Annotated in this window: 25 protein-coding genes and 1 pseudogene; all 26 read left to right on the forward strand. The window is 42.0% G+C overall.

From position 1 onward, the window contains the following. The first annotated feature begins 12 nt into the window (after positions 1-12). The 26 genes and pseudogenes from QWY78_RS12445 to QWY78_RS12570 all read left to right on the forward strand — a co-directional run bounded on the left by QWY78_RS12445 (position 13) and on the right by QWY78_RS12570 (position 25,817). Positions 13-1,287, forward strand: a complete 1,275-nt coding sequence (locus QWY78_RS12445) for a site-specific integrase (RefSeq protein ID WP_290220309.1) — start codon at positions 13-15, stop codon at positions 1,285-1,287. A 63-nt stretch (positions 1,288-1,350) separates the two neighbouring features. After that, positions 1,351-1,767: a hypothetical protein gene (locus tag QWY78_RS12450; protein ID WP_290220310.1), complete on the forward strand. Its 417-nt coding sequence runs from the start codon at positions 1,351-1,353 to the stop codon at positions 1,765-1,767. A gap of 216 nt (positions 1,768-1,983) precedes the next feature. Beyond that, positions 1,984-2,370: a hypothetical protein gene (locus QWY78_RS12455; protein ID WP_290220312.1), complete on the forward strand. Its 387-nt coding sequence runs from the start codon at positions 1,984-1,986 to the stop codon at positions 2,368-2,370. A gap of 19 nt (positions 2,371-2,389) precedes the next feature. After that, positions 2,390-3,013, forward strand: coding sequence for a DUF3347 domain-containing protein (locus QWY78_RS12460; RefSeq protein WP_290220314.1), 624 nt, complete (start codon positions 2,390-2,392; stop codon positions 3,011-3,013). Between the two features lie 14 nt (positions 3,014-3,027). Next, a complete protein-coding gene (locus QWY78_RS12465) occupies positions 3,028-4,311 on the forward strand; it encodes an efflux RND transporter permease subunit (RefSeq protein WP_089819482.1) in 1,284 nt (427 codons plus the stop codon). Positions 4,312-4,313: 2 nt separating this feature from the next. Beyond that, complete coding sequence (locus tag QWY78_RS12470; protein WP_290220317.1) at positions 4,314-6,272, forward strand: efflux RND transporter permease subunit; 1,959 nt, start codon at positions 4,314-4,316, stop codon at positions 6,270-6,272. A gap of 18 nt (positions 6,273-6,290) precedes the next feature. Then, positions 6,291-7,538, forward strand: a complete 1,248-nt coding sequence (locus QWY78_RS12475; RefSeq protein WP_290220319.1) for a TolC family protein — start codon at positions 6,291-6,293, stop codon at positions 7,536-7,538. Next, positions 7,535-8,785, forward strand: coding sequence for a heavy metal-binding domain-containing protein (locus QWY78_RS12480; protein ID WP_290220321.1), 1,251 nt, complete (start codon positions 7,535-7,537; stop codon positions 8,783-8,785). The genes QWY78_RS12475 and QWY78_RS12480 overlap by 4 nt, the downstream gene beginning before the upstream one ends. Before the next feature lie 11 nt (positions 8,786-8,796). After that, a complete protein-coding gene (locus QWY78_RS12485) occupies positions 8,797-10,002 on the forward strand; it encodes an efflux RND transporter periplasmic adaptor subunit (protein WP_089819485.1) in 1,206 nt (401 codons plus the stop codon). A 16-nt stretch (positions 10,003-10,018) separates the two neighbouring features. Beyond that, entirely contained in the window at positions 10,019-10,465 is a 447-nt protein-coding gene (locus QWY78_RS12490) for a heme-binding domain-containing protein (protein ID WP_290220327.1), read from the forward strand. Positions 10,466-10,585: 120 nt separating this feature from the next. Next, a complete protein-coding gene (locus tag QWY78_RS12495) occupies positions 10,586-11,155 on the forward strand; it encodes a helix-turn-helix domain-containing protein (RefSeq protein ID WP_290220328.1) in 570 nt (189 codons plus the stop codon). A gap of 332 nt (positions 11,156-11,487) precedes the next feature. Continuing rightward, positions 11,488-11,739: a heavy-metal-associated domain-containing protein gene (locus tag QWY78_RS12500; RefSeq protein ID WP_209816070.1), complete on the forward strand. Its 252-nt coding sequence runs from the start codon at positions 11,488-11,490 to the stop codon at positions 11,737-11,739. A 232-nt stretch (positions 11,740-11,971) separates the two neighbouring features. Continuing rightward, a complete protein-coding gene (locus tag QWY78_RS12505) occupies positions 11,972-12,313 on the forward strand; it encodes a four-helix bundle copper-binding protein (protein WP_125201694.1) in 342 nt (113 codons plus the stop codon). Positions 12,314-12,389: 76 nt separating this feature from the next. After that, on the forward strand, positions 12,390-13,481 hold the full coding sequence (locus QWY78_RS12510) for a YVTN family beta-propeller repeat protein (protein ID WP_290220336.1): 1,092 nt from the start codon (positions 12,390-12,392) through the stop codon (positions 13,479-13,481). Positions 13,482-13,560: 79 nt separating this feature from the next. After that, complete coding sequence (locus tag QWY78_RS12515; RefSeq protein WP_290220338.1) at positions 13,561-14,592, forward strand: type II glyceraldehyde-3-phosphate dehydrogenase; 1,032 nt, start codon at positions 13,561-13,563, stop codon at positions 14,590-14,592. Between the two features lie 152 nt (positions 14,593-14,744). Beyond that, complete coding sequence (locus QWY78_RS12520) at positions 14,745-15,806, forward strand: class I fructose-bisphosphate aldolase (RefSeq protein WP_209816073.1); 1,062 nt, start codon at positions 14,745-14,747, stop codon at positions 15,804-15,806. A gap of 26 nt (positions 15,807-15,832) precedes the next feature. Beyond that, positions 15,833-16,675, forward strand: coding sequence for an ATP cone domain-containing protein (locus QWY78_RS12525; protein ID WP_290220341.1), 843 nt, complete (start codon positions 15,833-15,835; stop codon positions 16,673-16,675). A gap of 13 nt (positions 16,676-16,688) precedes the next feature. After that, the gene (locus QWY78_RS12530; RefSeq protein ID WP_290220343.1) at positions 16,689-18,062 is read left to right on the forward strand and encodes an MBL fold metallo-hydrolase; all 1,374 of its coding nucleotides are present in this window, start codon (positions 16,689-16,691) and stop codon (positions 18,060-18,062) included. 9 nt (positions 18,063-18,071) lie between these two features. Further along, entirely contained in the window at positions 18,072-18,632 is a 561-nt protein-coding gene (locus tag QWY78_RS12535; protein ID WP_290220345.1) for an AAA family ATPase, read from the forward strand. 87 nt (positions 18,633-18,719) lie between these two features. Further along, positions 18,720-19,349: a mercuric transport protein MerTP gene (gene merTP, locus QWY78_RS12540; protein WP_290220346.1), complete on the forward strand. Its 630-nt coding sequence runs from the start codon at positions 18,720-18,722 to the stop codon at positions 19,347-19,349. 15 nt (positions 19,350-19,364) lie between these two features. After that, positions 19,365-19,574 carry a GDCCVxC domain-containing (seleno)protein gene (locus QWY78_RS12545; protein ID WP_082423508.1) on the forward strand — a complete coding sequence of 70 codons (210 nt, stop codon included), beginning with the start codon at positions 19,365-19,367 and terminating at the stop codon, positions 19,572-19,574. Positions 19,575-19,612: 38 nt separating this feature from the next. Further along, a complete protein-coding gene (locus QWY78_RS12550; protein ID WP_228438156.1) occupies positions 19,613-20,176 on the forward strand; it encodes a DUF305 domain-containing protein in 564 nt (187 codons plus the stop codon). Positions 20,177-20,213: 37 nt separating this feature from the next. After that, positions 20,214-22,340: a heavy metal translocating P-type ATPase gene (locus QWY78_RS12555; RefSeq protein WP_290220354.1), complete on the forward strand. Its 2,127-nt coding sequence runs from the start codon at positions 20,214-20,216 to the stop codon at positions 22,338-22,340. 43 nt (positions 22,341-22,383) lie between these two features. Beyond that, positions 22,384-22,491 (forward strand): annotated as a pseudogene (locus QWY78_RS14905) (heavy metal-binding domain-containing protein); the annotation flags it as partial. A 246-nt stretch (positions 22,492-22,737) separates the two neighbouring features. Continuing rightward, entirely contained in the window at positions 22,738-25,263 is a 2,526-nt protein-coding gene (locus QWY78_RS12565) for a multicopper oxidase domain-containing protein (RefSeq protein WP_435389072.1), read from the forward strand. Positions 25,264-25,496: 233 nt separating this feature from the next. After that, entirely contained in the window at positions 25,497-25,817 is a 321-nt protein-coding gene (locus tag QWY78_RS12570) for a DUF6660 family protein (RefSeq protein WP_290220355.1), read from the forward strand. Positions 25,818-25,847 lie beyond the last annotated feature (30 nt).

Below are 25,847 nucleotides of genomic sequence, written 5' to 3' on the forward strand. Positions count from 1 at the left end.
AAATTTTAAAAAATGGAAATAAAATATCACGCCCAATTTTTACTCGATAAAGAAAAAGATAAACCCACTGCAAAAATTCGTTATAGAATTAAATGGGAAGATAATATTGTGGCTTTTAATTTAGGTTATCGGGTAGAAATTGACAAATGGAGCCTCGAAACTCAACGTTGTAAAACCAATACAACGCACGGTGACAAGAAAGTTAGTGCTTCAATTATTAATAAAAAAATTAAAGAATTTGAATCGGTTTGCGAGAAAGTTTTTCGCAAATTCGAAATCGAAAATTCTATACCTGAAAAAGAGAACTTTAAAAACTTGTTTAATCTTGAACTAGGTAAGAAACCCGTAGTTCTGATTGAACGAGATAAAACTTTGTTTGAACTATTTGATGTTTTTACAAAAGAAGAGTCATTACTGAATCTATGGTCTGTTAAGACACAGGCAAAAATGAAAACTTTCAAAAAGCATTTGAAAACATTTGATGAAAATCTAAGTTTTAAATCCCTGGATGAAAACAAATTAATAAAATACCAATATTTTTTACAAGATGATCTAAAACTCCAAAACTCCACTGCATTAAAGAATTTTTCTTTCCTCCGATGGTTTTTAAGATGGGCGACTAAAAAAGGTTTTAATGAAAACAAAGCATTTGAACTTTTTAAACCGAAACTGAAAACTATTCAGAAAAAGATAATTTTTCTTACTCAACCCGAGCTAAGTCAATTGAAGAATTTTGACATTCCAAAAGAGAAAAAATATTTAGAAAGGGTGAGAGATGTTTTTATGTTCCAATGTTTTACCGGTTTGAGATATTCGGACGTAGAAAATTTAAAACGAAGCGACATTAAAGATAATTTCATCGAAATAATAACGGTAAAAACTTCTGATAGTTTAATTATTGAACTCAATGATCACAGCAGAGCCATACTTGAAAAATATAAAGATGAAGTGTATGAAAAATCTAAAGCTTTGCCGGTGATTAGCAATCAAAAAATGAATGAATATTTACGGGAACTAATGGAAATGGCGGAAATTGATGAACCGATTCGCGAAACCTATTATAAAGGTAATCAGAAATTCGATGAAGTTTCCCCAAAATACGCACTAATGAGTTCTCACGCCGGGAGACGAACTTTTATCTGCAACGCTTTGGCTTTAGGAATTCCTCCGCAGGTCGTGATGAAGTGGACAGGTCACAGTGATTATGCTGCGATGAAACCCTATATTGATATTGCAGATCAAACTAAAATAAATGCGATGGCAAAGTTTAATATGTTGAAATCCTAAATTTTTTTAAGGAAGTAGTTTAGCTTCTAAAATAATTCCCTATCTTTGTGCTGTTTACTTACAATGGTCGGAAATTTTAAAATACTGTTGCTTTCCCTTACACTCGCGTTATTTCTGGCGCCAGGGATTTCTCAGGCTTGCAATAAAAAGGAGAAGCAGGTTATTAAAACCGCGACCAGTTCGCAAACTTTCATAAAACAGTCATTCGCACAGATACAGCCGTCTTGCGACAGCGGCGATTGCAAAGAAGAATGCTGTCATCCAAAATTACATAACTGTCAAACTGAAGGATGCTCAGGAAGCTGCAGCGGAAACCTTTGCAGCTCTGCTCAGTACACCGTTCTAGCGGACAGCAAATTTTTAGAGGATTCTAAAAAAGAAGCGTCCGGTTACGAAGACAAAAATGCTAATTTCTTTTATCAGAATCCTCATTACTCCGGTGGATTCCATACCATTTGGGAACCGCCCAAAATAGGTTAAGATCTTCTTTTACAGCCCGAATTGTGTCTGGTCGTGAAGTGTTTATGACACTTTCCGCAGATTATTTAGCGGTGCTGAATGTCCCTTCGAATTTCCACTTCTCGTTTAAGTAATCTTTTAGAAAAGAATGTTCTTTAAAGAACAACTTGAAGATCAGGATTTTCGTGCACAGTCTCTCAAGACGGAGGCTCAAAATTAACCTTTAACGATAATTTAATGAAGAATATTCTTTTAGGAATACTGGCTTTTGTAGCAGTGTTCCTCGTTTCCTGCACCAATTCAAAAGCCGAAAATACCCAAATTACAAATGCACAGTTCAAGACCGGCGACATTGTTCCTCACGACCAGGTCTGTATGGTAAACAACGCCTACATGGGCAAAAAACAGCTCGAAGTAAAGCATGACGGCAAAACCTACTACGGTTGCTGCGAAAACTGCAAACTCAGAATCCCGCAGGAAGAAAATGCGCGCATGGCGTATGATCCGATATCTCATCAACTCATCGATAAAGCGAGCGCAATTATCGCAATCTCTGATAAAAATGATAATGTCGTGTACTTCGAAAATAAAGCAAACTACGAAGCCTTTTTTAATAATAAATAACCTTTAAACTTATAAAATAATGAAAACACTAATATTCAGCCTTTTAGCAATTGGCACACTTGCACTCTCTTCTCGTAAAGAAAACAAAGAACAGAAAAAATCCACTGAAACATCAATGCAGCATGATATGAGCACGATGTCGGACAGTTCAGCGATGGACAATATGGCAATGGATGCTAAGGTAACCGTGACCACCGCCAAAAAAACTACCGCTGACCTTACGGAGCTCTATTCTCATTACACCCACCTTACATTCGCGTTGTCAGGTGATGATGATAAAGAAGCGGTGAGTGCAGCCAAAGGGATCCTCGCTTCTTTTCCCAAAATAGACATAAACGGTTTTTCTGCTGAACAGAAAAAAGAATTTGCTGACCTCGAATCAAGCATCAGTGAACACGCCGAGCACATTGCAGATAACGCCGGAAAGATTGATCACCAGCGCGAACATCTGGATTTAATGAGCGCAGATTTTTACGACCTGCTGAAAGATTTCGGAACTCCAAAACCGGTGTACAAAGTATTCTGCCCGATGTATAATGATAACAAAGGGGCCTTCTGGCTTAGCGATTCACGTGAGGTGAAGAATCCTTATTACGGCAAAGAAATGCTTTCATGTGGCGAGGTTCAGGAAGAAATTAAGTAAAACCGTACAGAACCATGATTCAAAATTTAATCAAACTGTCCCTCCGCAACAGGTATTTCGTTTTGCTGATAGCAATCGGCCTTTTTATCTGGGGTATTTTTGCGGTAAGGGACAATCCCATCGATGCAATTCCGGATCTGAGTGAGAACCAGGTCATCGTTTTTACGGAGTGGATGGGCAGAAGTCCCCAGATTATTGAAGATCAGGTGACTTTCCCTCTGGTAAGCAACCTTCAGGGAATTCCGAAAATTAAGAACATCCGCGCCTCTTCCATGTTTGGGATGAGCTTCGTGTATGTTATTTTCGAAGATAACGTGGACATTTACTGGGCCAGAACCCGGGTAATGGAACGGCTCAACTATGCCCAACGCCTACTCCCGCAAGACGTAACGCCTACGCTCGGACCGGATGGTACCGGCGTTGGTCACGTCTTCTGGTACCATTTCGATGCACCTAAAATGGATTTGGGAGACCAGCGCGCCCTCCAGGACTGGTATGTGAAATTTGCTCTGCAGACGGTTCCCGGTGTGGCGGAAGTAGCCTCCTTTGGCGGCTTCGAAAAACAGTACCAACTCATTGTAGATCCTGTAAAACTCCAGTACTATAACGTCTCTCTGATGGATGTCATGAACAAAGTGAAAGCCAACAATAATGATGTGGGCGGACGTAAATTTGAAATGGCTGATATGGCCTATATCATTCGCGGTTTGGGTTACATCAAGAACGTAGCCGATATCGAAGAAATTGCTTTGGGAAATTACAACGGTATTCCCGTGCGGGTCAAAGATATTGGCTCTGTACAGATGGGTGGCGATCTGCGTCTGGGTATTTTTGATGCAGACGGTGAAGGCGAAGTTGTGGGCGGTATCGTTGTGGCACGGTATGGCGAAAATGCAGATAAGGTCATCAACGATGTGAAAGAGAAAATGAAGGACGTTGAAAAAGGACTACCTGAAGGTGTCACTTTCAAAACATCGTACGACCGCAGTACTCTTATTGAAGGGGCAATAGACAATATCAAAACCAAGCTGATCGAAGAGATCATCGTGGTCGCTATCATTGTTATTCTGTTCCTCTTTCACTGGCGAAGTGCATTCAGTATCATTATTCAGATTCCGGTCACCATTGCCATCAGCTTTATTCTGCTAAATGCATTCGGACTTTCATCCAATATCATGTCGCTTACCGGAATTGCGCTTGCAATTGGGGTGATCGTAGATAACGGAATTATCATGTCTGAAAATGCGTATAAAAATCTCTCCGATTGGCAGAACCATCAACAAAATAAAAACCCCTAACAATGAAAACCAACTGGTTAAAAAATATATTCAGAAAGAAAGATAAGGAGAAAGACAGTTACGTTAAAATTCCCGAAGATATTCGGATGAAGATTATCGAAAAATCATCCTTACAGGTATCCAGAGGGGTCTTTTTCTCTACGGTGATTATCGTGGTTTCCTTTCTCCCCGTATTTATGTTGACAGGTCAGGAAGGTAAACTTTTTCACCCGCTGGCGTACACCAAAACCTTTATACTGATCGTTGATGCGATCCTGGTACTTACCCTTGCGCCGGTGCTTATCTCTTTTTTCATGAAGGGAAAGTTTAAGGATGACAATAAAAACCCGATAAACAGAGGGCTTGAGCGGATATACGAACCCATCATTCGCTGGTGCATGGAATGGAAAAAAACAACGCTTGGCATTAATATTCTTGCCCTTCTTATCAGCATCCCTTTAATTATGAACCTCGGCCGTGAGTTTATGCCGCCCTTAGATGAAGGCTCACTACTCTTTATGCCGGTCACTTTGCCTGATATTTCGAACTCTGAAGCCAAAAGATTACTTCAGGTGCAGGATAAAATCATTAAAGGAGTTCCGGAAGTGGATCATGTCCTCGGAAAAGCCGGAAGAGCAAACACGGCGACAGATAATTCACCCATCTCCATGATTGAAACCATTATTCTGTTGAAACCTCAGGACGAATGGCGCGACGGCCTTACAAAAGACGATCTTATTAATGAATTGAATGCCAAACTGCAGATTCCCGGCGTAACAAATGGCTGGACCATGCCGATTTCCAACCGGATCAATATGCTTTCAACAGGGATTAGAACGGATGTGGGCGTAAAAGTGTACGGACAGAACCTGGACAGTATCGCCGTCCTTTCCGAAAAAATAAAAAAGGAGCTCACCGGTATTGAAGGAATTAAAGACATGTACGTAGAACCCATCACCGGCGGAAAATATGTGGATATTGAAGTGAAACGCGAAGAAATAGGAAGATACGGCCTAAGTGTGGATGATGTAAATGCCGTCGTGGAAAGTGCCCTCGGCGGAATGAAACTCACCACCACCGTGGAAGGCCGACAGCGCTTTTCGGTAAATGCCAGGTACGGCCAGGATTTCAGAAATAATTTGGAATCTCTGAGAAGGCTGCCCATGCAGACGATGGAATTTGGTTCCATTCCGCTAAGTGCAGTGGCTGACATTCGTCTTACAGAAGGTCCTCCAATGATCAATTCTGAAAACGCAATGTTGCGCGGAACCGTTCTGTTCAACGTCCGTGACCGGGATTTAGGCAGTACCGTAGAAGAAGCCCAGGCAAAACTCAATAACATGGTGAACAAAATGCCTAAAGGTTATTTCGTGGAATGGAGCGGACAGTACGAAAACCTGATTCGCGGTGAGCAGACTTTAAAAATGATTATGCCCCTCGTATTAATCGTGATCTTCCTTTCCATGTACTTTGCATTCAATTCTTACCGCGAAGCTTTCTTTAATCTCATCAGTATTCCTTTCGCCTTAATCGGCGGTGTCTTTATGATTTCGCTTTGGGGTGTTAATCTCTCCGTAGCAGTAGCAGTGGGATTTATTGCCCTGTTCGGACTTGCGGTAGAAACAGGAATCGTGATGGTTATCTACCTGAACGATGCCATGATTCAGCTTACCACGAAGAACGGCAACTCACGGGAGACCATTACCAATGAAGAACTTCGGGAGTACGTCATCAATGGAGCAGCGAAAAGATTAAGACCTAAAATTATGACAGTGTGTGTTACCCTTTTCGGACTCGTTCCCATCCTGTGGAGCCACGGCGTGGGAAGTGATATGATGAAACCAATCGTATTACCGATGGTGGGTGGCGTTTTTACTTCCGCCATTCACATCTTGTTGGTAACCCCCATTATCTTTTACATGCAGAAAGAATGGGAACTGAATAAACTGGGGAAAATTGACGTCCTCGACGCTTCCCATTAATCCTTAAATGATTACAAAATGAAAAAATTCATAATAACAGGAGTACTTACCTTGCTTTTTACCGCCACTTTTGCTCAGCAAATGTCCCTGCCCGCTGTAATGGACAGTATCGCAGCCAACCATCCGGTGGTTAAAATGTATAATGCGGAAGTCCGGTCAATGGACGCTGCGGCCAAAGGCGCAAGAAGCTGGATGCCCCCAACCGTTGGAGCCGGTTTCTTCATGACGCCCTATAATCCAAAACTCTGGCAGCGCGACGGCGATATGCTCGGTATGGGCTCAGTAGCAGTTTCGGTAGAACAGATGTTGCCCAACAGAAAGAAACTCGATGCCAACGAGAATCTGATGAAGGCAATGTCTTCCGTAGAAAAGGAAAAACTCTATGCCGCCCTCAATGAAAACTTTCAGGATGCGAAAAAACTGTATTACAGTTCAATCGTCCTGGATAAAAAGCTGAAGGTCGTAAAGGAAAACGAAAAGATGCTGGATTTCATGATCAGAAACGCCGAGATCCGGTACAAAAACGGGCTTTCCAAAATATCTGCATATTACAAAGCCAAAGCCGCCCTCGGAAGCTCCAAAAACATGCAGCTCATGTACGAGAATGACCTCCGCGTCAACCGGATCCGGTTGAATGCCCTCATGGGAAGAGACCCGCTCGCGCCACTGGAGATTGAACCGGAATACAACCTGAATGATTATTCTCTCGAGACTTTTGGTCAGGATCGATTTTATCAAAACAGAAGTGATCTCCGCGGCATCGACCGGGAAATCAATATTGCCAAACTCAAACAGGATCTGGAAAAGCAGAATCTAAAGCCGGAATTTGGCGTAAAGTTCGAAAACATGTTTGGTTTTGGCGGCCAGCCCATGCAGTTTTCACTCATGCTGATGGCAAAGCTGCCGTTTGTTTCCTGGGCTTCAGGCATGAATAAAGCCAATATTGAAAGTCTCAAACTGAAAGAAGAGGCCTTGCAGGCACAGAAAGAAATGATGGTGAACGAATACAGTGGAATGGCCTACGGAATGCGCAACGAACTGGACCTGAATAAAAATCAGCTCAAACTCTATGAAGACACCATTATTCCGGCCTTAAAAAACAACTACAAATCCATGCAGTTAGGCTACGAGCAGAATACGGAAGAACTCTTCATGTTGTACGATGCCTGGGAACAGCTGAATATGACCCAATTGGAATATTTCGAGATCCTGACCAAAGCACTGCAGACGCAAACTGAAATTGACCGCTTAATTGAAAGAAGATGAGAAAAATTATAATATTCACTATGCTTTTATTTGGTTTGACGGCGTGTGACAAAGTTAAGTTCTGGGAAGATAAGCACTCGGCAGAAGCTGCAATGCATACTTATACCTGTCCGATGCACCCGGAAGTGATTTCAGACAAACCCGGCAAATGTCCCAAATGTGGGATGGATTTGGTCCTGAAAGATGCCCCTGAAAAAAAGGAAGAGGGGATTAAACTCGACGATCTGCTGAAACCAACCAATGAATTTGTAGTGTCGGAACAGCCCGTAATAAAAGTAAAAAGAGAAAACATACCCACCACGGTTGATGCTTTAGGGACGGTAGAATACGATACTCGACAGATTGGCAGTATTTCCTCACGCGTTGCGGGCCGTATCGAGAAACTCTATGTGCGGTATAAATACCAGAAAGTGTCGAAAGGGCAGCGTATTTTAGATATATACAGCCCGGAACTTTTAACCGCACAGCAAAACCTGCTCTTCGTTATTAAAAATGACCGCTCAAACAAAACAATGATCGATGCTTCACGCCAGAAACTCCTTCTTTTGGGAATGCCGGCTTCACAGATTCAGAAAGTCATCCAGCGAGGGAAACCTGATCTCACAGTTCCGGTTTTCAGCAATTACAGCGGACACATTCAGCAGGCAGGATCGGCCGGAAGCATGGGGTCATCACCACAATCTGCACCCGCAATGGCTTCAAATACGGCAGCCACCGCTGAACTACCCCTAAAAGAGGGAATGTATCTCCAGAAAGGACAGAATATTTTCAGTGTCTACAATCCCAACAGAACCTGGGCCCTGATCAATATTTTCTCTGAAGACATTGCACTGGTCAGCAAAGGACAGTCAGTCATGATCATCCCGGAAGCCAATCCTGAAAATCGCTTCAAAGGAATCATCGGTTTTATTGAACCCTTTTTCAGGCAGGGCAGCAAAACCGTAACGGCGCGCGTCTATTTTGATAATTCCACCGCAAAAATTCCTGTCGGAAGTCAGGTTAAAGCGGAGATTATGAGCCACAATAGAATGGCAGACTGGCTGCCGAAATCAGCGGTGGTTTCTTTAGGGATTGATAAAATCGCGTTCAAAAAAGTAGAAGGCGGTTTTATTGCCCATAAAGTTGTTACCGGCGCGGTGGTAGGCGATAAAATTCAGATCATCAGTGGTTTGCTTCCTGAAGATGGAGTTGCCGAAAATGCACAGTACCTGATGGACAGCGAAAGTTTCATAAAAATTAACAGATAAAAATTGATAAGATGAAATTCAATATTTTAATGCTTGCCTTGCTGGTTTTTCTTTACTCCTGTAAAAAGGAGGAAGATCCGCATGCCGGCCACGATATCTACTACACCTGTTCCATGCACCCGCAGGTAGTCTCCGATAAACCCGGAAAATGCCCCATTTGTCACATGGATTTGGTGCCTGTGGAGAAGAAAAAGAATGCGGATCCTAACGAAATTATTTTGAATGACGAGCAGGTTAAACTTGGGAATATCAAAACAGTCGCGCTATCAGATGGGTCTATGGCTGATAAACTTACGCTGACCGGAACACTCAATTTTAATCAGTACCAAATGCAGGCAGTAAGTTCAAGAGTAATGGGTAGAGTTGAACGGTTGTATTATAAAAACATTGGCGATTTTGTTCCGAAGGGGGCGCCGTTGGTCGATATTTACAGTGAAGAACTCAATAATGCAAAGCAGGAATATTTGCTGGCATTAGAAAGACGCAAGCTCTTCGTCGGCAATACGTCCATTGATTTTGACCAGCTGCTCCAAAGTTCCCGAAACAAGCTTTATTTATGGGGAATGTCGGAAAGCCAGATCAAACAGCTGGAAAGATCAGGAAAAGCCACACCTACCACCACTGTGTTCAGCAATGCAGCCGGTTACATCACCGATCTGAGCATTGCCGAAGGCGATTATCTTGCAGAAGGTGGCACCATCGTGAATCTGGCAGATCTTTCATCGCTGTGGGCGGAAGCGCAGGTCTATTCCTCTCAAATGGCTCTCCTTCAGAAAGACAGCAAAGTTACCGTGTATATTCCCGATCTGGATAATTTGAAGATTAATGGGAAGATTGATTTTACAAACCCAGAAATCAGCGCTTCCAGCAGGATAAATCTGGTTCGCGTTTCCGTGCCTAACAAAGGAAATCTGCTGAAACCCGGAATGCCGGTATATGTTCTGGTGGAAAACAAATCCCGTGATGGCCTTTCCATGCCTGTGGATGCCGTGATTAGAGATGGTAAATCCTCCACGGTGTGGGTGAAAACCGCGAAGAACACCTTCGTCAACAGAATGGTGGAAACGGGTCTGGAGTATGAAGACAGAATAGAAATTACCTCCGGAATCAAGTCGGGTGACGAAGTAGTGGTTTCCGGGGCCTATCTGCTGAACAGTGAATATATATTCAAGAAAGGGGTCGATCCCATGGCGGGTCACGATATGAGCACAATGTAATATGAGAAAATTGAATATGATAGGCTGGCTGGCGGTGCTAGTGGTGGCTATTGTTTTAGTCATTCAGGTCATACCGGTGGAGCGTAATGTCTCCACCGTTCCGCCAGGTCAAAGTTTTGAAAAAACCGAAAAGGTGCCCGCCAACGTGGCTGCTATTCTGAAAGTTTCCTGCTATGACTGTCATTCCAACAACAGCCGATATCCGTGGTATTCAGAATTGCAGCCCGGCGCTTGGTTTATGGCGCAGCATATTAAAAAAGGGAGAGACGAACTCAATTTTGATGAGTTCAATAACTATTCAAAAAGACGGAAAAAAGCGAAAATAAAAAGCATCATCAGCCAGATTGAAAAAGACGAAATGCCTTTAAGATCATACCGCATGATGCACGGAAACGCCAGATTATCAGCGGATGAAAAAAAAGAACTGTTAGATTTTTTTCGTGACAACGAATATAGTAAGTAACGCAGAACATAAGAAATGACGCTCGCCTGTGGTCTTTAGAGTATCAGAAATGGTCGTTTAGAATAAAAAAGGATCGGAAAAGACTGTGCTGTAGAATCAACAAAAATTAAAAACAACGTGATGAAATTAAATATTAAAAATATGGTTTGCAGCCGATGTCTCAAAGTGCTTAGGCAAGAGCTTGAACAACTGGGAATTAAGGTTTCATCAATTGATCTCGGGGTATTGGTAATCGACGAGATGGCTGGTAATCATACTGAAATCTTGGCGAAAATTGAAAGCGTACTCCATACCAATAAATTTGAAATAATCCATAGTCCAGAGGAAGTGCTCGTCGAAAAAATTAAACATTTTTTGCTTTGTAAAATAGAAGAGCCCCCTCTCGATTCCACGGTAAACCTATCTCAAATTTTAAGCACGGAGTTCAACCACGAATATAAGTCACTGAGCAAGTTGTTCTCACACTTTGAAAATACAACGCTCGAAAAATATTTTATTAAATTAAAAATTGAGAAAGTAAAACAACTTATTCAACTCAGGCAGTACACCTTTTCAGAAATAGGGCATCTCCTGGATTACAGCAGCGTCAACCACCTATCTAGACAGTTTAAAGAGATTACCGGAGAGAGCATGACTGAGTATAAAAATGCTGAACTAGCCAATCGAAGACCCTATGATGAAATTAGTTAACCTTAGAACTTAGGCGTATGAAATTATAAATAGGAAATAGTTGCGAAATAGAAACGGCAATCACAGGGACGTTTGCGCAACTCTCGATAAACTTCAGGTATAGTTTTGATGTTACTTGGCCTTTTTTTCAAAGCGAAATTATACAGAAACTAACGAAAATTATGCAGAACATCCGTTTAAGAAACTTGTACTTTTACAGTAGTAATTACAACCAGCTCGCTTTCAAAAACTACTTTATTGCAACACGAGTTTGGTCAAAATACGGCTCACAGAACGTATTTTAAACGGATAGTGGGAAATTTACAATGTATAAAATAATAAAATCAACCAAAATGAAACAACAAATTGAAATAACAGGAATGTCCTGCGAAGGCTGCGTTAAAAATGTCGAAAAAGCGTTGAAAGAAATTGATGGCGTACAGAATGTAAAAGCGAGTCTGCATCCACCGAGCGCAGTTATTGAAGCAGAGAAATCGATTAATACAGCGCAGTTAACGCAAGCCTTGGCGAAAGTAGGTTATAGTATTGCCGGCGCTTCCGTAGATGAGAATTTAAAAAAGTCTGGCGGCTCCTGTTGCTGTTGAAAAGTATGAACTGCGCGGGCAAGTATAATGTTAGTACTATGGGAACGATAACGGTAGAAATGCTCCGCTAAAAACTAAGTGAAAGAAGCAACTAAATTTTTTTTTAAAAAAATCAAAGTAGCCAGCAATGGCTTGGCTGATCAAACGCACTTATGATTGCGACAGTATTAGCGCAGGAACTGCATATTTATTGAAAAAACCAGCCTATTTATTAACATAAAAACCAACAATTATGACAGGTTATCACACGTACCAAAGTTGTATTGAAGCATGTTTAAAATGTGCTGCAATATGTAATCACTGTGCTTCATCATGCACTCAGGAAGAAGATGTAAAAATGATGGCGAGATGCATTCAGTTAGACATGGAATGCGCAGCGATCTGCTATGCATCAGCACAGTTAATGAGCCTCGGCAGCGACAAAGCAAAAGACATTTGCCGTATTTGTGCCGACATCTGTGAAGCATGTGCTGCAGAATGTGAAAAACATGCACAACATGGAATGGATCATTGCCGTGAATGTGCAGAAGCTTGCAGAAAATGCGCCGAAGAATGCCGGAAAATGGCAGCGTAATTTAAAACGGGTGGTGATTTAAATGATTGCCACTCTTTTTTATCTACATCCTAACGACCAAATTAAAATCTATTAAATGAAAAAATTTTTTACCCCGACATTGGTTGTCATATTGACCATGCTATTTGTTATGGTCAGCAGTTGCGGCAATAACGATAATAGCAATACCAATAGTAGTAATACTGATAAACCATCTTCATTGCCAAGGGCTAAAGTTTATGTAGCCAATGAAGCCGGAGGCAGTGTTTCAGTTATTGATCTTCAGGATAGCTTAAAAACTACAAGCATTGACTTAAGTGATAGCGCCGGAACTATGTTTATGGCCCATAATGTTCAGGTGGCCCCCAATGGAAAATCTGTTTGGGTGGCGGCAGCAGGTATGGACAGCAGTAAAACAAATTACTTAATAGTTATTGACCCAAACAGCGGTACAATAAAAGAGCGTGTGCTGTTAGGTAAAGATCTACACGTGGCCCATGTAGTTTTAGACGATCAATCAAAGAATGCATTTGTAACCGCAGGTGCAACGAATGAGGTCATACAAGTAGATGCAACGACCTATCAGGTGGTACGGAAGTTTGATTTAGGTGCAAAACATGCACCACATGGTTTGCGCTACGCTAATGGCAAATTGTATGTAGCCAATATGGACGGAAAAAGCATGTCTGTCATTACTGTAGCTGATGGCAAAGTAACTGATATTCCTCTGGGCGGAATAGCTCCACAGGTGGCAGTTACCCGTGATGATAAATTTATTTTCATCTCTTTATACGACACAAAAGAGGTGATACAGTATGACCTTAAAAATGGTCAACTAAACAGAATACCATTACCTGCTACTGCTCAAGGTCCAATTCAGTTGTATGCTACCCCTGATAGTAAGTTACTGTATGTGGCTGACCAAGGAGAGTTACTCGGAAGACCGGTTTCAAACGAGATTTATGTAATAGACATACCAAACGCAAAAGTGATAAGTACCATTAAAGTTGGTAAGAAGGCACACGGTGTTGTAGCAAGCAACGACGGCAAATCAGTTTATGTAACAAATACTATAGACAATACAGTTTCTGTGATTGATGTGGCAAGTCAAAAAGTAATCCACACAATCCCGGTTGGCAAAGGCCCTAATGGAATAAGCTATTGGTTTGAAACTGGCGGTATGCCGTAAACAGGATATTAAAGGAAATAGATATCAAAGAACGTTCTAGTAATATCAATTTATATAAATTAAGCTAAATAAATTTATTATGGAAAAGATTAAAGTAGCCGTAAACGGATATGGTGTCATTGGCAAACGGGTTGCCGATGCCGTACAGATGCAGGAAGACATGGAACTGTCAGGTGTATGTGATGTGGTAACTGACTGGCGCATTCAAATGGCGGTATTAAAAAAATATCCTGTGTTTGCTTCCGATGATACTTTTCAAATTAAGATGAACGAAGCCGGAATAAATTCATCAGGCACAGTGAACGACCTGCTTGCATCATCAGATATTATTGTGGATTGCACACCCAAGAAAATCGCTGCTCAAAATATAGAGCTTTATAAAAAACTTGGTAAAAAGTTTATTTTACAGGGAGGTGAAAAGCATGAAACAACCGGTCATTCCTTTAGTGCCGAAAACAACTATGCCACTGCACTTAACCTTGATGCTACAAGAGTAGTTTCCTGCAACACTACATCCATTGTGAGAACATTAACCGCCCTGAAGAATGCAGGCTTGCTCTTAAAAGCAAGAGGTACTCTACTTCGTCGTGCAACCGACCCATGGGAAAGTCATTTGACCGGGATTATGAATACCCTAGTTCCCGAAAAAGAAATACCAAGTCATCAGGGGCCGGATGCGCAATCCGTTGACCCCTCTTTTGACGTTATCACATCAGCAGTTAAAGTACCGGAAACGTTAAGCCACCTACATTACTGGAATGTACAGTTGACCAGAAAGGCCGATAAGGAAGAAGTTTTGGATGCGTTCAATAAATCTACCAGAATTGCAATGATTAAATACAGCGATGAGTTAGCCGCTAATAATACAGTTAAGGAATTAATGCTTGCAATAGGCCGCCCTTATGGAGATATGTATGAAGTAGCCTTGTGGCAAGACATGCTGAAAGTGGTTGGAGATGAAGTGTTCTATGCTTACCTAGTCGATAATCAGGCTATCGTAATCCCCGAAACCATTGACGCAATCCGTGCCTTAACCGGAATTGAACCAGATGCTGAAAAGTCAATAATAAAGACCAACGAAAGCCTTGGAGTTAAACAGAGTTTTTATTAGGAGTAAGCAAAAAGTAAATTTTCAAATTAATAAAACGGAATGTTAAGGAAAATGGTTTTGTACCCTGCAAATATTTGTAAGACGCGCACTTCCGCAAATGTCCATTTCTAAAACAAATAGAAATTTAGGGATTAAATTAAAGTTTAAAAAAAATGAAAATGAACGATAACATTGCAGACCTATTAGGCAAGAAGGCCGCCTTCTATTTGGATCACGTTTGCCAAAAAATTACAAAAGATGAACTGCTGACTCCAGGCAAATACAGTCTGGAAAAGGTTTTTGGCGATAGCAACAGAAACCCGCAGGTTCTGCGGAGTCTCGCTCAACTTTACGGTCAGGGAAATCTTGGCGGCACGGGTTATCTGAGCATTCTTCCTGTTGATCAGGGTATTGAGCATAGTGCTGTATACTCATTTTATAAAAACCCCGACTATTTCGACCCTGAAAACATTTTAAAACTTGCACTCGAAGCCGGCTGTAACGGTGTGGCTTCTACCTTCGGCGGGTTAGCCTTGAATGCCCGAAAATATGCGCACAGAATCCCTTTCATTGTAAAGATTAACCACAATGAATTACTGAGCTTTCCAAATAAATATGACCAAACGCTATTTGGAAAAGTTAAAAACGCCTGGGATATGGGGGCCCTTGCCATAGGAGCAACCATCTATTTTGGTTCCGAAGAAAGCGACAGACAGATCAAAGAAATTGCCGAGGCGTTTGAGCACGCCCATCAGCTCGGTATGGCGACTATATTATGGTGCTATCTTCGAAATGAGGCATTTAAAACAGCAGATCAGGATTATCACTCCGCTGCGGATTTAACAGGACAAGCCAATCATATCGGAGTAACAATTCAAGCTGATATTATTAAACAAAAATTGCCGACAAATAATTTTGGATTCAAAAACATTAAATTCGGTAAATACGATGACGCGATGTATGAGGCATTAACAACTCCCCACCCGATTGACCTCTGCAGGTTGCAGGTAGCGAACTGTTACATGGGCAAAATCGGATTAATTAACTCCGGTGGCGATTCAAAAGGTGAGTCAGATCTGGTTGAGGCCATTACAACAGCGGTCATCAACAAAAGAGCGGGCGGCACTGGACTGATTATGGGTCGGAAGGCATTTCAGCGCCCGTTTAAAGACGGTGTGAACTTGCTACAAAGGGTACAGAGTGTATATCTCGATAATAAGATAACAGTTGCCTAAAATAAGTTTCAACAAACTATCAGAAAATGAAGATTCCCATTAGCATCGTAAAAAAGTCCGGAGATATTGTCGCATTTGATGTCGAAAAACTCATTAATTCACTTAGGCGCGCGTCTGCTGGGGAAAAGGTCATTCAGCAAATCGTTGGTGAGGTTCAGTCCACGATTTACGAAGGCATGACCACCACAAAGATCTATAAAATTGCTTTTGATTTGTTAAAAAAATATTCCCGCGTAAGTGCTTCAAAATACAAACTCAAAAACGCACTCTTTGAATTGGGTCCCTCTGGTTTTCCTTTTGAAAAATTAGTGGGCAAACTGATGGCTCATGAAGGTTTTTCCACCCAGGTTGGGGTCATTGTTCAGGGAAATTGCGTGTCGCATGAAATAGATGTCATTGCTGACAAAGACGACCAGCATTGTTTTATTGAATGTAAATTTCACAGCGACCAAGGGAGATTTTGCAATGTAAAAATTCCTCTGTATGTCAATTCCAGATTTCTGGATGTAGAAAAACAGTGGGAAAAACAAAAAAGTAACGAAGGTAAAATATCTAAAGGAGGCTTGTACACCAATACAAGATTCACTTCTGATGCCACACAATATGGGAAATGTGCAGGTTTACTAATGGCAAGCTGGGACTATCCTTTTGGGAACGGTTTAAAAGAGAGAATAGACAAATCCGGTTTACACCCATTAACCGCATTAACGACCCTGACAAAAAACGAGAAAACAAAATTGTTAGACCTTGGTTTAGTTCTTTGCAGAGAAATTTACGAAAACCCGGGGGTCTTAAACCAAATCGGAATTGCAAAACCACGCCATAAAAACATTATTGAAGACGCAAAAGAATTATGCACTCAACATTAAATCACTCTGACCAATGAAAAATACAAAAATTACCATTCATTTTTTGGGCGCTGCGGGTACAGTAACGGGTTCCAAATATTTAATCGATACAGGAGCACATCAACTCCTAATCGACTGCGGAGTTTTTCAAGGATTAAAGGAATTACGGCTTAAAAACTGGGAATATCCGCCTGTGGACGTTTCAGATATTGATGCCGTATTATTGACTCATGGCCATTTCGACCACACAGGATTCCTCCCCCGATTAGTGAAGTATGGTTTTAATGGACCTGTTTATGGGACCAATCCCACTTTGGATATTGCCGAAATCATCCTGAACGACAGTGCTAAAATACAGGAACAGGAAGCAGCGCGAGCCAATAAGGAAGGTTACTCCAAACACAGTCCGGCAGAACCGCTGTATGGTCTAAAGGATGTAGCAAAAACCATTTCCCACTTTAAGGAGGTCCCACCATCACAGTGGATTCCGTTGTTTGAGGGCATCAGTGCCCGATTTCAGTACAATGGGCATATCTTGGGTGCTACTTTCATAGAGCTGGAGATACATGAAAAACGTTTTGTTTTTTCCGGGGATATTGGACGCACAAATGATTTATTGTTGTTTCCACCCCTGAAACCAGAAAAGGCGGATGTTCTTTTCATAGAGTCGACCTACGGAGGAAGGTTTCATCCAGATGAAGTGGAAGCGGTTCCGGAGATTGAAAAATTAGTCAACGACACCATTAACCGGGGAGGCAGTCTATTTATCCCCAGTTTTTCGGTTGAACGTGCTCAACTGATGATGCTTATTTTATGGAGGTTACTTAAAGAAAATAAAATATCCAAAGTACCGATGATTATGGACAGTCCAATGGGAGCCAGTATACTGGATCTGTTTTACCGTAGTAGAGATTGGCATCGGTTAACAACCGACGAATGTGATGAAATGTGCGATCACTTCACAGTCGTAAGTAGCTATCAGGAAACCATGGAGTTGCGCTCCGACAACAAACCAAAAATTGTTATCGCCGGCAGCGGGATGCTCACCGGTGGCCGAATGCTCAATTATCTTGAAACTCAAGCGCAAAACCCCGACAATACTCTCCTTTTTGTGGGCTATCAGGCCGAAGGAACCCGTGGAAGAAAATTATTGGAGGGCGAGAAAGAAGTAAAAGTATACGGAAAATGGATCCCATTTAATATGGAAGTAGCAGTAATTGAAGGCTTATCTTCCCATGCAGACCATAATGAGCTCATACAATGGATGAATGAAATAACCAGCCAACCGAAAAGAATTTTCGTCGTACATGGTGAGAAAGAAGGCGCAGAAGCGCTGCAGCTGGGCATAAAAGAAACCTACGGCTGGGATTCCCAAATACCGCAACTTTATGATATTGAAGAATTATAATTTGGAGAGATGAATCATATAAGGGACAGTAAAATCAAGCATTCAGAAGAGACCAACTGGTATGTGATTACCGGCGGACCCAGTACCGGAAAAACAACGACCATTGATTTGCTTCAGAAGCAAGGTTACCATACGACAATAGAACACGCAAGGCATTACATTGATACCATGCATAATGAAGGAAATTCCGTTAAAGAAATTAGAAGCAATAAGAAGAAATTTCAATTGGGCGTGTTAGATATGCAGATTGCCCAAGAAGGATCGCTCAATAAGGAGGATATGGTTTTTTTGGACAGGGCTATCCCGGACGCAATGGCTTATTATCAATTTTTAAACTTGGATTATGATGAAAAGTTACTTAATGCCGTCAACGGGGTTTCCTACAAAAAAATCTTTATTTTAGACCGATTGCCTTTTACCAAAGACTATGCGAGAACCGAAAATGAAGACGATCAAAAACTAATTCAGCAGTTGATAATAGAAAGCTATACCAATCTCGGTTTCCCTATCGTTTTTGTTCCGGTTTTGCCTCCTGCAGAAAGAGTTCAATATATTTTAAATAATTTATAAGAAAAACCATTGTCAAACAAAATAAATCTATTTTTGAAATTAGCATTAATTTAGATCTTTAAATATCAAGTAGAAACTTAAAACAATATGAAAACAAACAAAAAATTAATCAGCGCAGGTCTGCTGGCTGCCTTCACCGCCTCATTATGTTGCATTACACCATTATTAGCCTTCATTGCAGGAACAAGCGGCCTGGCTGCAACTTTTTCCTGGCTCGAACCTTTACGGCCTTATTTAATCGGGTTAACAATTTTTGTTCTTGGTTTTGCCTGGTATCTTAAATTAAAACCTAAAAAACAATTAGACTGTAGCTGTGAGAAAGATGAGAAAATACCGTTCACGCAGTCCAAAATGTTTTTGGGGATTATAACCCTTTTCGCTGTCGTGATGCTTGCCTTCCCATACTATTCAGGAATTTTTTATCCAACAACAGAAAAGCAAATTATAATTGTGAACCAATCTAATATCCGGGAAATAGAATTTACAATTAGTGGAATGACCTGCGCAAGCTGTGGTGAACATGTCAATAGCGAAGTAAATAAACTGACGGGAATTATAAGTTCAGACGCTTCGTACGAAAACAAAAATGCAGTTGTGAAATTTGATGGTTCAAAAACAAACATTGATGAAATCGAAAACGCCATAAACGCTACCGGATATGTAGTAACTGACAAAAAAGAATATCAATTGGAAACCCTTGGTCCTGAAAAACCATAATAAATTATTAAACAGATGAATACAGTCAAATTACAGTCAATAATCACCTGCCCCAATTGCGGACACAGGAAGGAGGAAACAATGCCTACAGATTCTTGCCAGTATTTCTACGAATGCGAAAAATGCAGGATCGTTTTAAAACCAAAACAGGGCGACTGCTGTGTGTATTGCAGTTACGGAACAGTGCCTTGTCCCCCAGTTCAGCAGGACAAGAAATGTTGCTAAAAGTCCTTACGTTTAACTAAATAACAAAAACCATTTTAATGGACAAATCAACGCACAGCCACAAAGTTTCTCCGGACCATAGTGCCTCGGGGAAAACTCATTCTACACAGAATATGGATTCAAAAAAAGAAAGTGAACAAATGGATCACAGCGGGGCATACAAAAAGTTGTTTTGGATGCTTCTCATTTCCTTCGTATCCATGTTTATATTAATGTATGCGATGGTTGATCGGTTATCCAATGTGATTCCCAATATCAATCAGTTTTATATGGCCGGACTAATGGCTTCTCCTATGTTGATCATCGAACTGCTGTTAATGGCAAAGATGTATCCCAATAAAAAACTCAACAAGGTACTGATGGGTGTCGGTGTGTTGGCGATGGTGCTGTTTTGGTCTGGCATTCGGCAGCAGACAGCCGTGGGAGATGTCCAGTTTCTAAAGTCCATGATTCCACACCATGCAGGGGCTATTCTTATGGTCGAAGAAAGTAATCTGGTCGATCCGGAAGTGAGAAAGTTGGGCGAGGAAATTATCAAAGCACAGGAGGAAGAAATTGCCGTCATGAGGGCGAAAATTAAGGAACTTCAAACCCGGAAGTAATCTCAAATAGCAGAATTTAACGCAAAAAAAATGAATTATGAAAAAATACACCTGTCCCATGCATCCCCAGATATTGAAGGACGAACCAGGGAAATGTCCACTTTGCGGAATGAACTTAATTCCCTTGGGAGGAACCGCCCGACCTGAAAAAGACGAACACAGCTATCATCATCAGAATCATGCTCATAACTCAGAATCTGATAGTTCTGCGGCCGGATTTGACAAACATGCAGGTCATCATACTCCGGATTTCCTGAAGAGATTCTGGATCTCTTTGGCACTTACCGTTCCGGTCCTTCTGCTTTCTCATATGATTCAGCAGTGGCTTGGTTTCACAATTGCTTTTAACGGTGATAAATATGTACTTCTGGTTTTGGGAAGTATTATTTATTTCTACGGTGGAATGCCTTTTTTCAAAGGGTTTTTGGGCGAAGTGAAAGCCGGAGCTATTGGGATGATGACGCTCGTTGCTTTGGCGATTACCGTAGCTTATGTCTATTCCGTTGCAGTCGTATTCGGGCTGCCGGGCATGGATTTCTTCTGGGAACTTGCCACCTTAATTGTGATCATGCTTCTTGGGCACTGGCTCGAGATGCGTTCGCAGATGGCTGCTTCAAAAGCGTTGCAATCTCTAGTTGCCTTACTACCAAATGACGTAACCGTCGAGCAGAACGGAAGTCCGGTTAAAATAAAACTGGAACAGCTGAAAAACGGAGATACCGTAATCATAAGACCGGGCGAAAAAGTCGCCGCTGACGGTCTGATTGTCGATGGCAGTTCCTATTTAAATGAAAGCATGCTGACCGGAGAAAGTGTTCCTGTAAGAAAAGAGTCCGGTGGAAAGGTTATCGCAGGGTCTATCAATGGAGACGGTGCCTTGAAGATAAAAGCAACAGGGGTTGGAAAGGATTCGTACCTCAATAAGGTCATTAATTTGGTTCAGGATGCTCAGGCAGCAAAGTCGAACACTCAGAATCTGGCGGATAAAGTAGCCAAATGGCTTACTATAGTAGCAATTGTGGTGGGAGTAGGAACTTTCACTTACTGGTACATCACCATGGGAGATTTGGCTTTTGCTCTGGAACGGATGGTAACGGTAATGGTAACAGCCTGCCCTCATGCTTTAGGAGTGGCAATCCCTCTGGTTGTGGCCATTTCCACTACACTTTCAGCGACAAATGGTTTACTCATCAGAAACCGAACGGCTTTTGAAACCACCAGAAAATTATCGACCATTATTTTCGATAAAACCGGCACCCTTACGAAAGGCTCCCACACTGTGCAGAAAATCATTCCTCTAACGGAACACTATTCGGAAAACGATTTACTCCAGTATGCAGCAGCAGTGCAGCAGAACTCCGAACATCACATTGCAAAAGGAATCATGCAGACCCTTTCCGAGAAAAAACTGGAGCTATGGAAGTCAGACAGTTTCCGCTACATGCAGGGAATTGGAGTGACAGGAATCGTAAACGGTAAATCGGTTGTCGCGGCTGGTCCTAATTATTTTGTTCAAAACAATAAACAGGTACCTGCCATTCCGGAAGAAATCAACCAGGATGCAGAAACAGTACACTTTATTTTGATTGATGACGTGCCCGTGGGTATTGTTTCTTTAGCAGATACCATTCGCGAAGGCGCAAAAGAAGCTATTGACCAACTTCGAAGCATGAACATTAAATCATTCCTGCTTACAGGTGATAACGAAAAGGTAGCGGCGGCGGTGTCAAAGCAGTTAGGAATGGACGGATATTTGGCAAATGTACTTCCGCACCACAAACAGGAAAAAGTAAAAGAATTTCAGGATAAAGGAGAAATCGTTGCCATGACAGGTGACGGCGTAAATGATGCACCGGCTTTGGCAGCAGCAGATGTAGGCATTGCAGTTGGCAGCGGAACTGATGTTGCTGCCGAAACCGCAGATATTATTCTGGTCAACAGTGACCCTCGAGACGTGGTGAAAATGATAGATTTTGGAAAGAAAACCTACAGCAAGATGATCCAGAATCTCGTATGGGCAGTGGGCTACAACGTCGTGGCTATTCCACTTGCTGCGGGTGTTCTGTATCCTACATTTGTCTTGAGTCCCGCCATGGGCGCAGTGCTGATGAGTGTAAGCACCATCGTGGTCGCACTTAATGCAAGTTTGTTAAAAATTAAATAATCACAAGATGAAATATATATTTTCGCTCTTTCTATTTATGGCAATGTCCATAAACAGTTATTCACAGAGCACCAAAACCGTGTACACCTGCCCGATGCATCCGCAGGTCGTGAAATCAGCACCCGGTAACTGCCCCATTTGCGGTATGACCTTGGTGAAGAAAACCGTTACTGAGAAAAAAACGGCGGCCAAATCCGCGCCCGCTCATAAAAAGGCCACCGTAGTTAAAAAAACTACGGGTAAGAAACCTGAAATTACCGCTGCAAAAACAAAGACGGTAACGGAAGTTAAAAAACCGGTGATGCCAAAGACTAAAGCAGTACCGAAAGACCCAGCGAGCATCAAAACGCCGGAACATTCAACACCTGCTCCGCATCAGCATGAAGCAGCGCAAAAGATGTACACTTGTCCGATGCACCCCGAGGTGGTTTCGGACAAACAAGGAAAGTGTCCCAAGTGCGGTATGAATCTGGTCCCTCAGAAGGAAAGCGGCCGGCATCAGTCTACCGGCAAAACCCCGGAACATCAAACTTCAGATGCGCATCAGCATGAAGAAGCGCAAAAGATGTACACCTGCCCGATGCATCCCGAGGTGATATCGGACAAACCCGGAAAGTGTCCCAAGTGCGGTATGAATCTGGTGCCTCAAAAAGGAAAGAAGGAAGATCATTCTGCACACGGAAACATGCAGATACATGGTGAACACAAAATGGTCATGCCCATGCCCGAAAAGCACCTAAAAGGCGGACGCAAAGTGACCTACCATCTTTATGTGAAAGACACCCTGGTAAATTTCGCGGGCAAACAGAAACGCGCCATTGCCGTAAACGGGCAGATTCCGATGCCAAAACTGGAGTTTTATGAGGGCGATACGGCGGAAGTGATTGTCCATAATTTAATGGACGAAGAAACTTCTCTGCACTGGCACGGTCTTCATCTTCCAAATAAAGAAGATGGGGTTCCCTGGCTTACCCAGAAACCCATTCCACCACATTCAACCTACACGTATTCGTTTCCGATCATCCAAAACGGAACCCACTGGTATCACTCGCATACTGGCCTGCAGGAGCAGATTGGAATGTATGGGATGATGATTCTGAAAAAACGTCCCGAAGATCCTACTTTCCGGCCGGGGATTGATGATTTGCCCACAGAGCACCTTATCCTGAGCGAGTGGACAAACCTGAACCCCAATAATGTTCAGCGGATGCTTCACAACGCCAATGACTGGTTCGCAATAAAAAAAGGCAGTACTCAAAGTTATGCAGAAGCCATAAAAGAGGGACACTTTAAGACAAAACTCACCAACGAATGGAAGCGGATGCTTGCCATGGACGTGAGTGACGTGTATTATGACGCCTTTCTGATTAACGGTAAAATAGAAAGCCAGCTCGCAGGATACAAAGCCGGTGACAAAGTGCGGCTTCAAATTGCCAACGGCGGTGCTTCCTCCTATTTTTGGCTCAATTATGCAGGAGGAAAAATTAAAGTAGTGGCCAGTGATGGATTGGACATTGAACCGGTAGAAGTGGACCGTCTTATTCTGGCAGTTTCCGAAACAGTGGATATCGTAGTGGAAATTCCTGAAAAAAACACTTCATACGAACTCCTTGTTACACCCGAAGACCGCACAAAATCTGTGTCAGTGTTTATTGGAGAAGGAGCTACGAAATCCCATGATCCATTACCCAAACTCAAATACTTTGAAGGGATGAAGATGATGAACGACATGATGAAGATGAACGGTGACATGAAAGATATGGGCATGAAGATGAGTTATCAGACGATGGATATGAATCAGGTGATGTATCCTGAAATTAGTGCTGAAAATAATGCAGCAATGCCGATGGACAAGATGGACAACAACGATGCGCAAATGGATCACTCAAAACACCAGATGCCTGCTTCCGGGATTACCACATTGAATTATGGTATGATGAAATCGCCTTATGATACTTCACTCCCGAAAGACAGCCCAGTGCGCGAGCTCAAGTTTACCCTTACGGGAAACATGAACCGCTACATATGGAGCATGGACGATAAAGTCCTGGCGGAATCTGACAAAATATTGGTAAAAAAAGGCGAAATTCTCCGCATTACCCTATTCAATAATTCAATGATGCGTCACCCGATGCACCTGCACGGTTTTGATTTTCGGGTACTCAACAAAAATGGCGTTCAGGCACCCCTCAAAAATGTGTTGGATATTATGCCGATGGAAACTAATGTCATCGAATTTGAAGCAAAAACTGACGGGGACTGGTTTTTCCACTGTCACATCCTCTATCACATGATGGCGGGGATGAACCGTGTTTTTGCTGTTGGTGATTATCAGAATCCTTTGCTGCCCGATAAAGCTTCAGCTTACAAAAAGCTCCAGCGCGAAAGTAACATGTGGCACCTTATGGCCGAAAACGATTTTGCTACTAATGGTAACGACGGGATGGCGAGGATCTCAAATGCCCGCTGGGAATTGGGAACAGAATGGCGTTTAGGTTACAATCCCCATCACGGCTACGAGGTGGAAACCCAACTCGGCAGGTATGTGGACCGTATGCAGTGGCTGAAACCATTTATCGGATTTAACTACCATTATAGAAAGATTGACAGGAATAATATCGAAAAAAACCTTTTTGGACAGGCATCTACTAAAGATGAAAGAAAAACTTTCAGCGCTGGTATCATGTATAAACTCCCGATGTTGGTGGACCTGCAGGCAGAAATATTTACAGACGGAATTGTAAGGTTCCAGCTGAAACGTGAAGACATTCCGTTGACTGCGCGTTTGCGCGGGGCATTCATGGTCAATACCGACAAAGAATATATGGCAGGTCTTAAATATATCGTCACAAAAAATATCGGAATCTCCACACACTACGACAGCGATATGAGCTGGGGTGCAGGGATAACTCTGAATTATTAAAAAAGTTTTCGGAGATTAGATTTTGAGAAGAGTGCAGCTGAAAAATAACGTCCGCTGCACTTTCTTTTATAAGTAAAGGGGCGTTAAAAAGTAAGTATTGTATTCCAAAGGATTCAACGCACTCCACTTCATCAAAATTAAGACTTTGCCGGTATGTATACGTTTCGTCTCCGAAACCTTGCGTTCTCTCAACTTTCATTAATTAGTAATATTTTTTTTCCTAAATTAGCTGCGTGAAATTTTTAGCCTTCTTTTTATCCCTTTTCTTTATGGTGCTTACGATGGTGCCATGTAACGATGCGGCAAAGGGTTTAAGCGAAAAAGTTTGTCAGAATCAGGATCTTCACCTTGAACAAAGCCAGGATCAACACGCTGATCTTTGTTCTCCTTTCTGTGTTTGCAATTGTTGTGGTATGACTTTGTCAGTTTCACAAATTAATACCTTACTTCCTGAACACAACGAGGTTGTAATAAAAGATATTCTTCCTGATAGGAAATATCATCACAAGATTCTCCACCCTGCCGGTATCTGGCAACCCCCCAAAATAGGTTAATTACTTTTTCTTCGGATTTTTTCGGAAGAC

This window comes from Kaistella yonginensis, assembly GCF_030409525.1.
GTDB classification, from domain to species: Bacteria; Bacteroidota; Bacteroidia; order Flavobacteriales; family Weeksellaceae; genus Kaistella; species Kaistella yonginensis.

What these genes read in the sequence shown, in the direction of transcription:
- QWY78_RS12445 (WP_290220309.1), top strand. Translation starts at nt 13, where the DNA reads ATGGAAATAAAATATCACGCCCAATTTTTACTCGATAAAGAAAAAGAT.
- QWY78_RS12450 (WP_290220310.1), top strand. Translation starts at nt 1,351, where the DNA reads ATGGTCGGAAATTTTAAAATACTGTTGCTTTCCCTTACACTCGCGTTA.
- QWY78_RS12455 (WP_290220312.1), top strand. Translation starts at nt 1,984, where the DNA reads ATGAAGAATATTCTTTTAGGAATACTGGCTTTTGTAGCAGTGTTCCTC.
- QWY78_RS12460 (WP_290220314.1), top strand. Translation starts at nt 2,390, where the DNA reads ATGAAAACACTAATATTCAGCCTTTTAGCAATTGGCACACTTGCACTC.
- QWY78_RS12465 (WP_089819482.1), top strand. Translation starts at nt 3,028, where the DNA reads ATGATTCAAAATTTAATCAAACTGTCCCTCCGCAACAGGTATTTCGTT.
- QWY78_RS12470 (WP_290220317.1), top strand. Translation starts at nt 4,314, where the DNA reads ATGAAAACCAACTGGTTAAAAAATATATTCAGAAAGAAAGATAAGGAG.
- QWY78_RS12475 (WP_290220319.1), top strand. Translation starts at nt 6,291, where the DNA reads ATGAAAAAATTCATAATAACAGGAGTACTTACCTTGCTTTTTACCGCC.
- QWY78_RS12480 (WP_290220321.1), top strand. Translation starts at nt 7,535, where the DNA reads ATGAGAAAAATTATAATATTCACTATGCTTTTATTTGGTTTGACGGCG.
- QWY78_RS12485 (WP_089819485.1), top strand. Translation starts at nt 8,797, where the DNA reads ATGAAATTCAATATTTTAATGCTTGCCTTGCTGGTTTTTCTTTACTCC.
- QWY78_RS12490 (WP_290220327.1), top strand. Translation starts at nt 10,019, where the DNA reads ATGATAGGCTGGCTGGCGGTGCTAGTGGTGGCTATTGTTTTAGTCATT.
- QWY78_RS12495 (WP_290220328.1), top strand. Translation starts at nt 10,586, where the DNA reads ATGAAATTAAATATTAAAAATATGGTTTGCAGCCGATGTCTCAAAGTG.
- QWY78_RS12500 (WP_209816070.1), top strand. Translation starts at nt 11,488, where the DNA reads ATGAAACAACAAATTGAAATAACAGGAATGTCCTGCGAAGGCTGCGTT.
- QWY78_RS12505 (WP_125201694.1), top strand. Translation starts at nt 11,972, where the DNA reads ATGACAGGTTATCACACGTACCAAAGTTGTATTGAAGCATGTTTAAAA.
- QWY78_RS12510 (WP_290220336.1), top strand. Translation starts at nt 12,390, where the DNA reads ATGAAAAAATTTTTTACCCCGACATTGGTTGTCATATTGACCATGCTA.
- QWY78_RS12515 (WP_290220338.1), top strand. Translation starts at nt 13,561, where the DNA reads ATGGAAAAGATTAAAGTAGCCGTAAACGGATATGGTGTCATTGGCAAA.
- QWY78_RS12520 (WP_209816073.1), top strand. Translation starts at nt 14,745, where the DNA reads ATGAAAATGAACGATAACATTGCAGACCTATTAGGCAAGAAGGCCGCC.
- QWY78_RS12525 (WP_290220341.1), top strand. Translation starts at nt 15,833, where the DNA reads ATGAAGATTCCCATTAGCATCGTAAAAAAGTCCGGAGATATTGTCGCA.
- QWY78_RS12530 (WP_290220343.1), top strand. Translation starts at nt 16,689, where the DNA reads ATGAAAAATACAAAAATTACCATTCATTTTTTGGGCGCTGCGGGTACA.
- QWY78_RS12535 (WP_290220345.1), top strand. Translation starts at nt 18,072, where the DNA reads ATGAATCATATAAGGGACAGTAAAATCAAGCATTCAGAAGAGACCAAC.
- merTP (WP_290220346.1), top strand. Translation starts at nt 18,720, where the DNA reads ATGAAAACAAACAAAAAATTAATCAGCGCAGGTCTGCTGGCTGCCTTC.
- QWY78_RS12545 (WP_082423508.1), top strand. Translation starts at nt 19,365, where the DNA reads ATGAATACAGTCAAATTACAGTCAATAATCACCTGCCCCAATTGCGGA.
- QWY78_RS12550 (WP_228438156.1), top strand. Translation starts at nt 19,613, where the DNA reads ATGGACAAATCAACGCACAGCCACAAAGTTTCTCCGGACCATAGTGCC.
- QWY78_RS12555 (WP_290220354.1), top strand. Translation starts at nt 20,214, where the DNA reads ATGAAAAAATACACCTGTCCCATGCATCCCCAGATATTGAAGGACGAA.
- QWY78_RS12565 (WP_435389072.1), top strand. Translation starts at nt 22,738, where the DNA reads ATGTACACTTGTCCGATGCACCCCGAGGTGGTTTCGGACAAACAAGGA.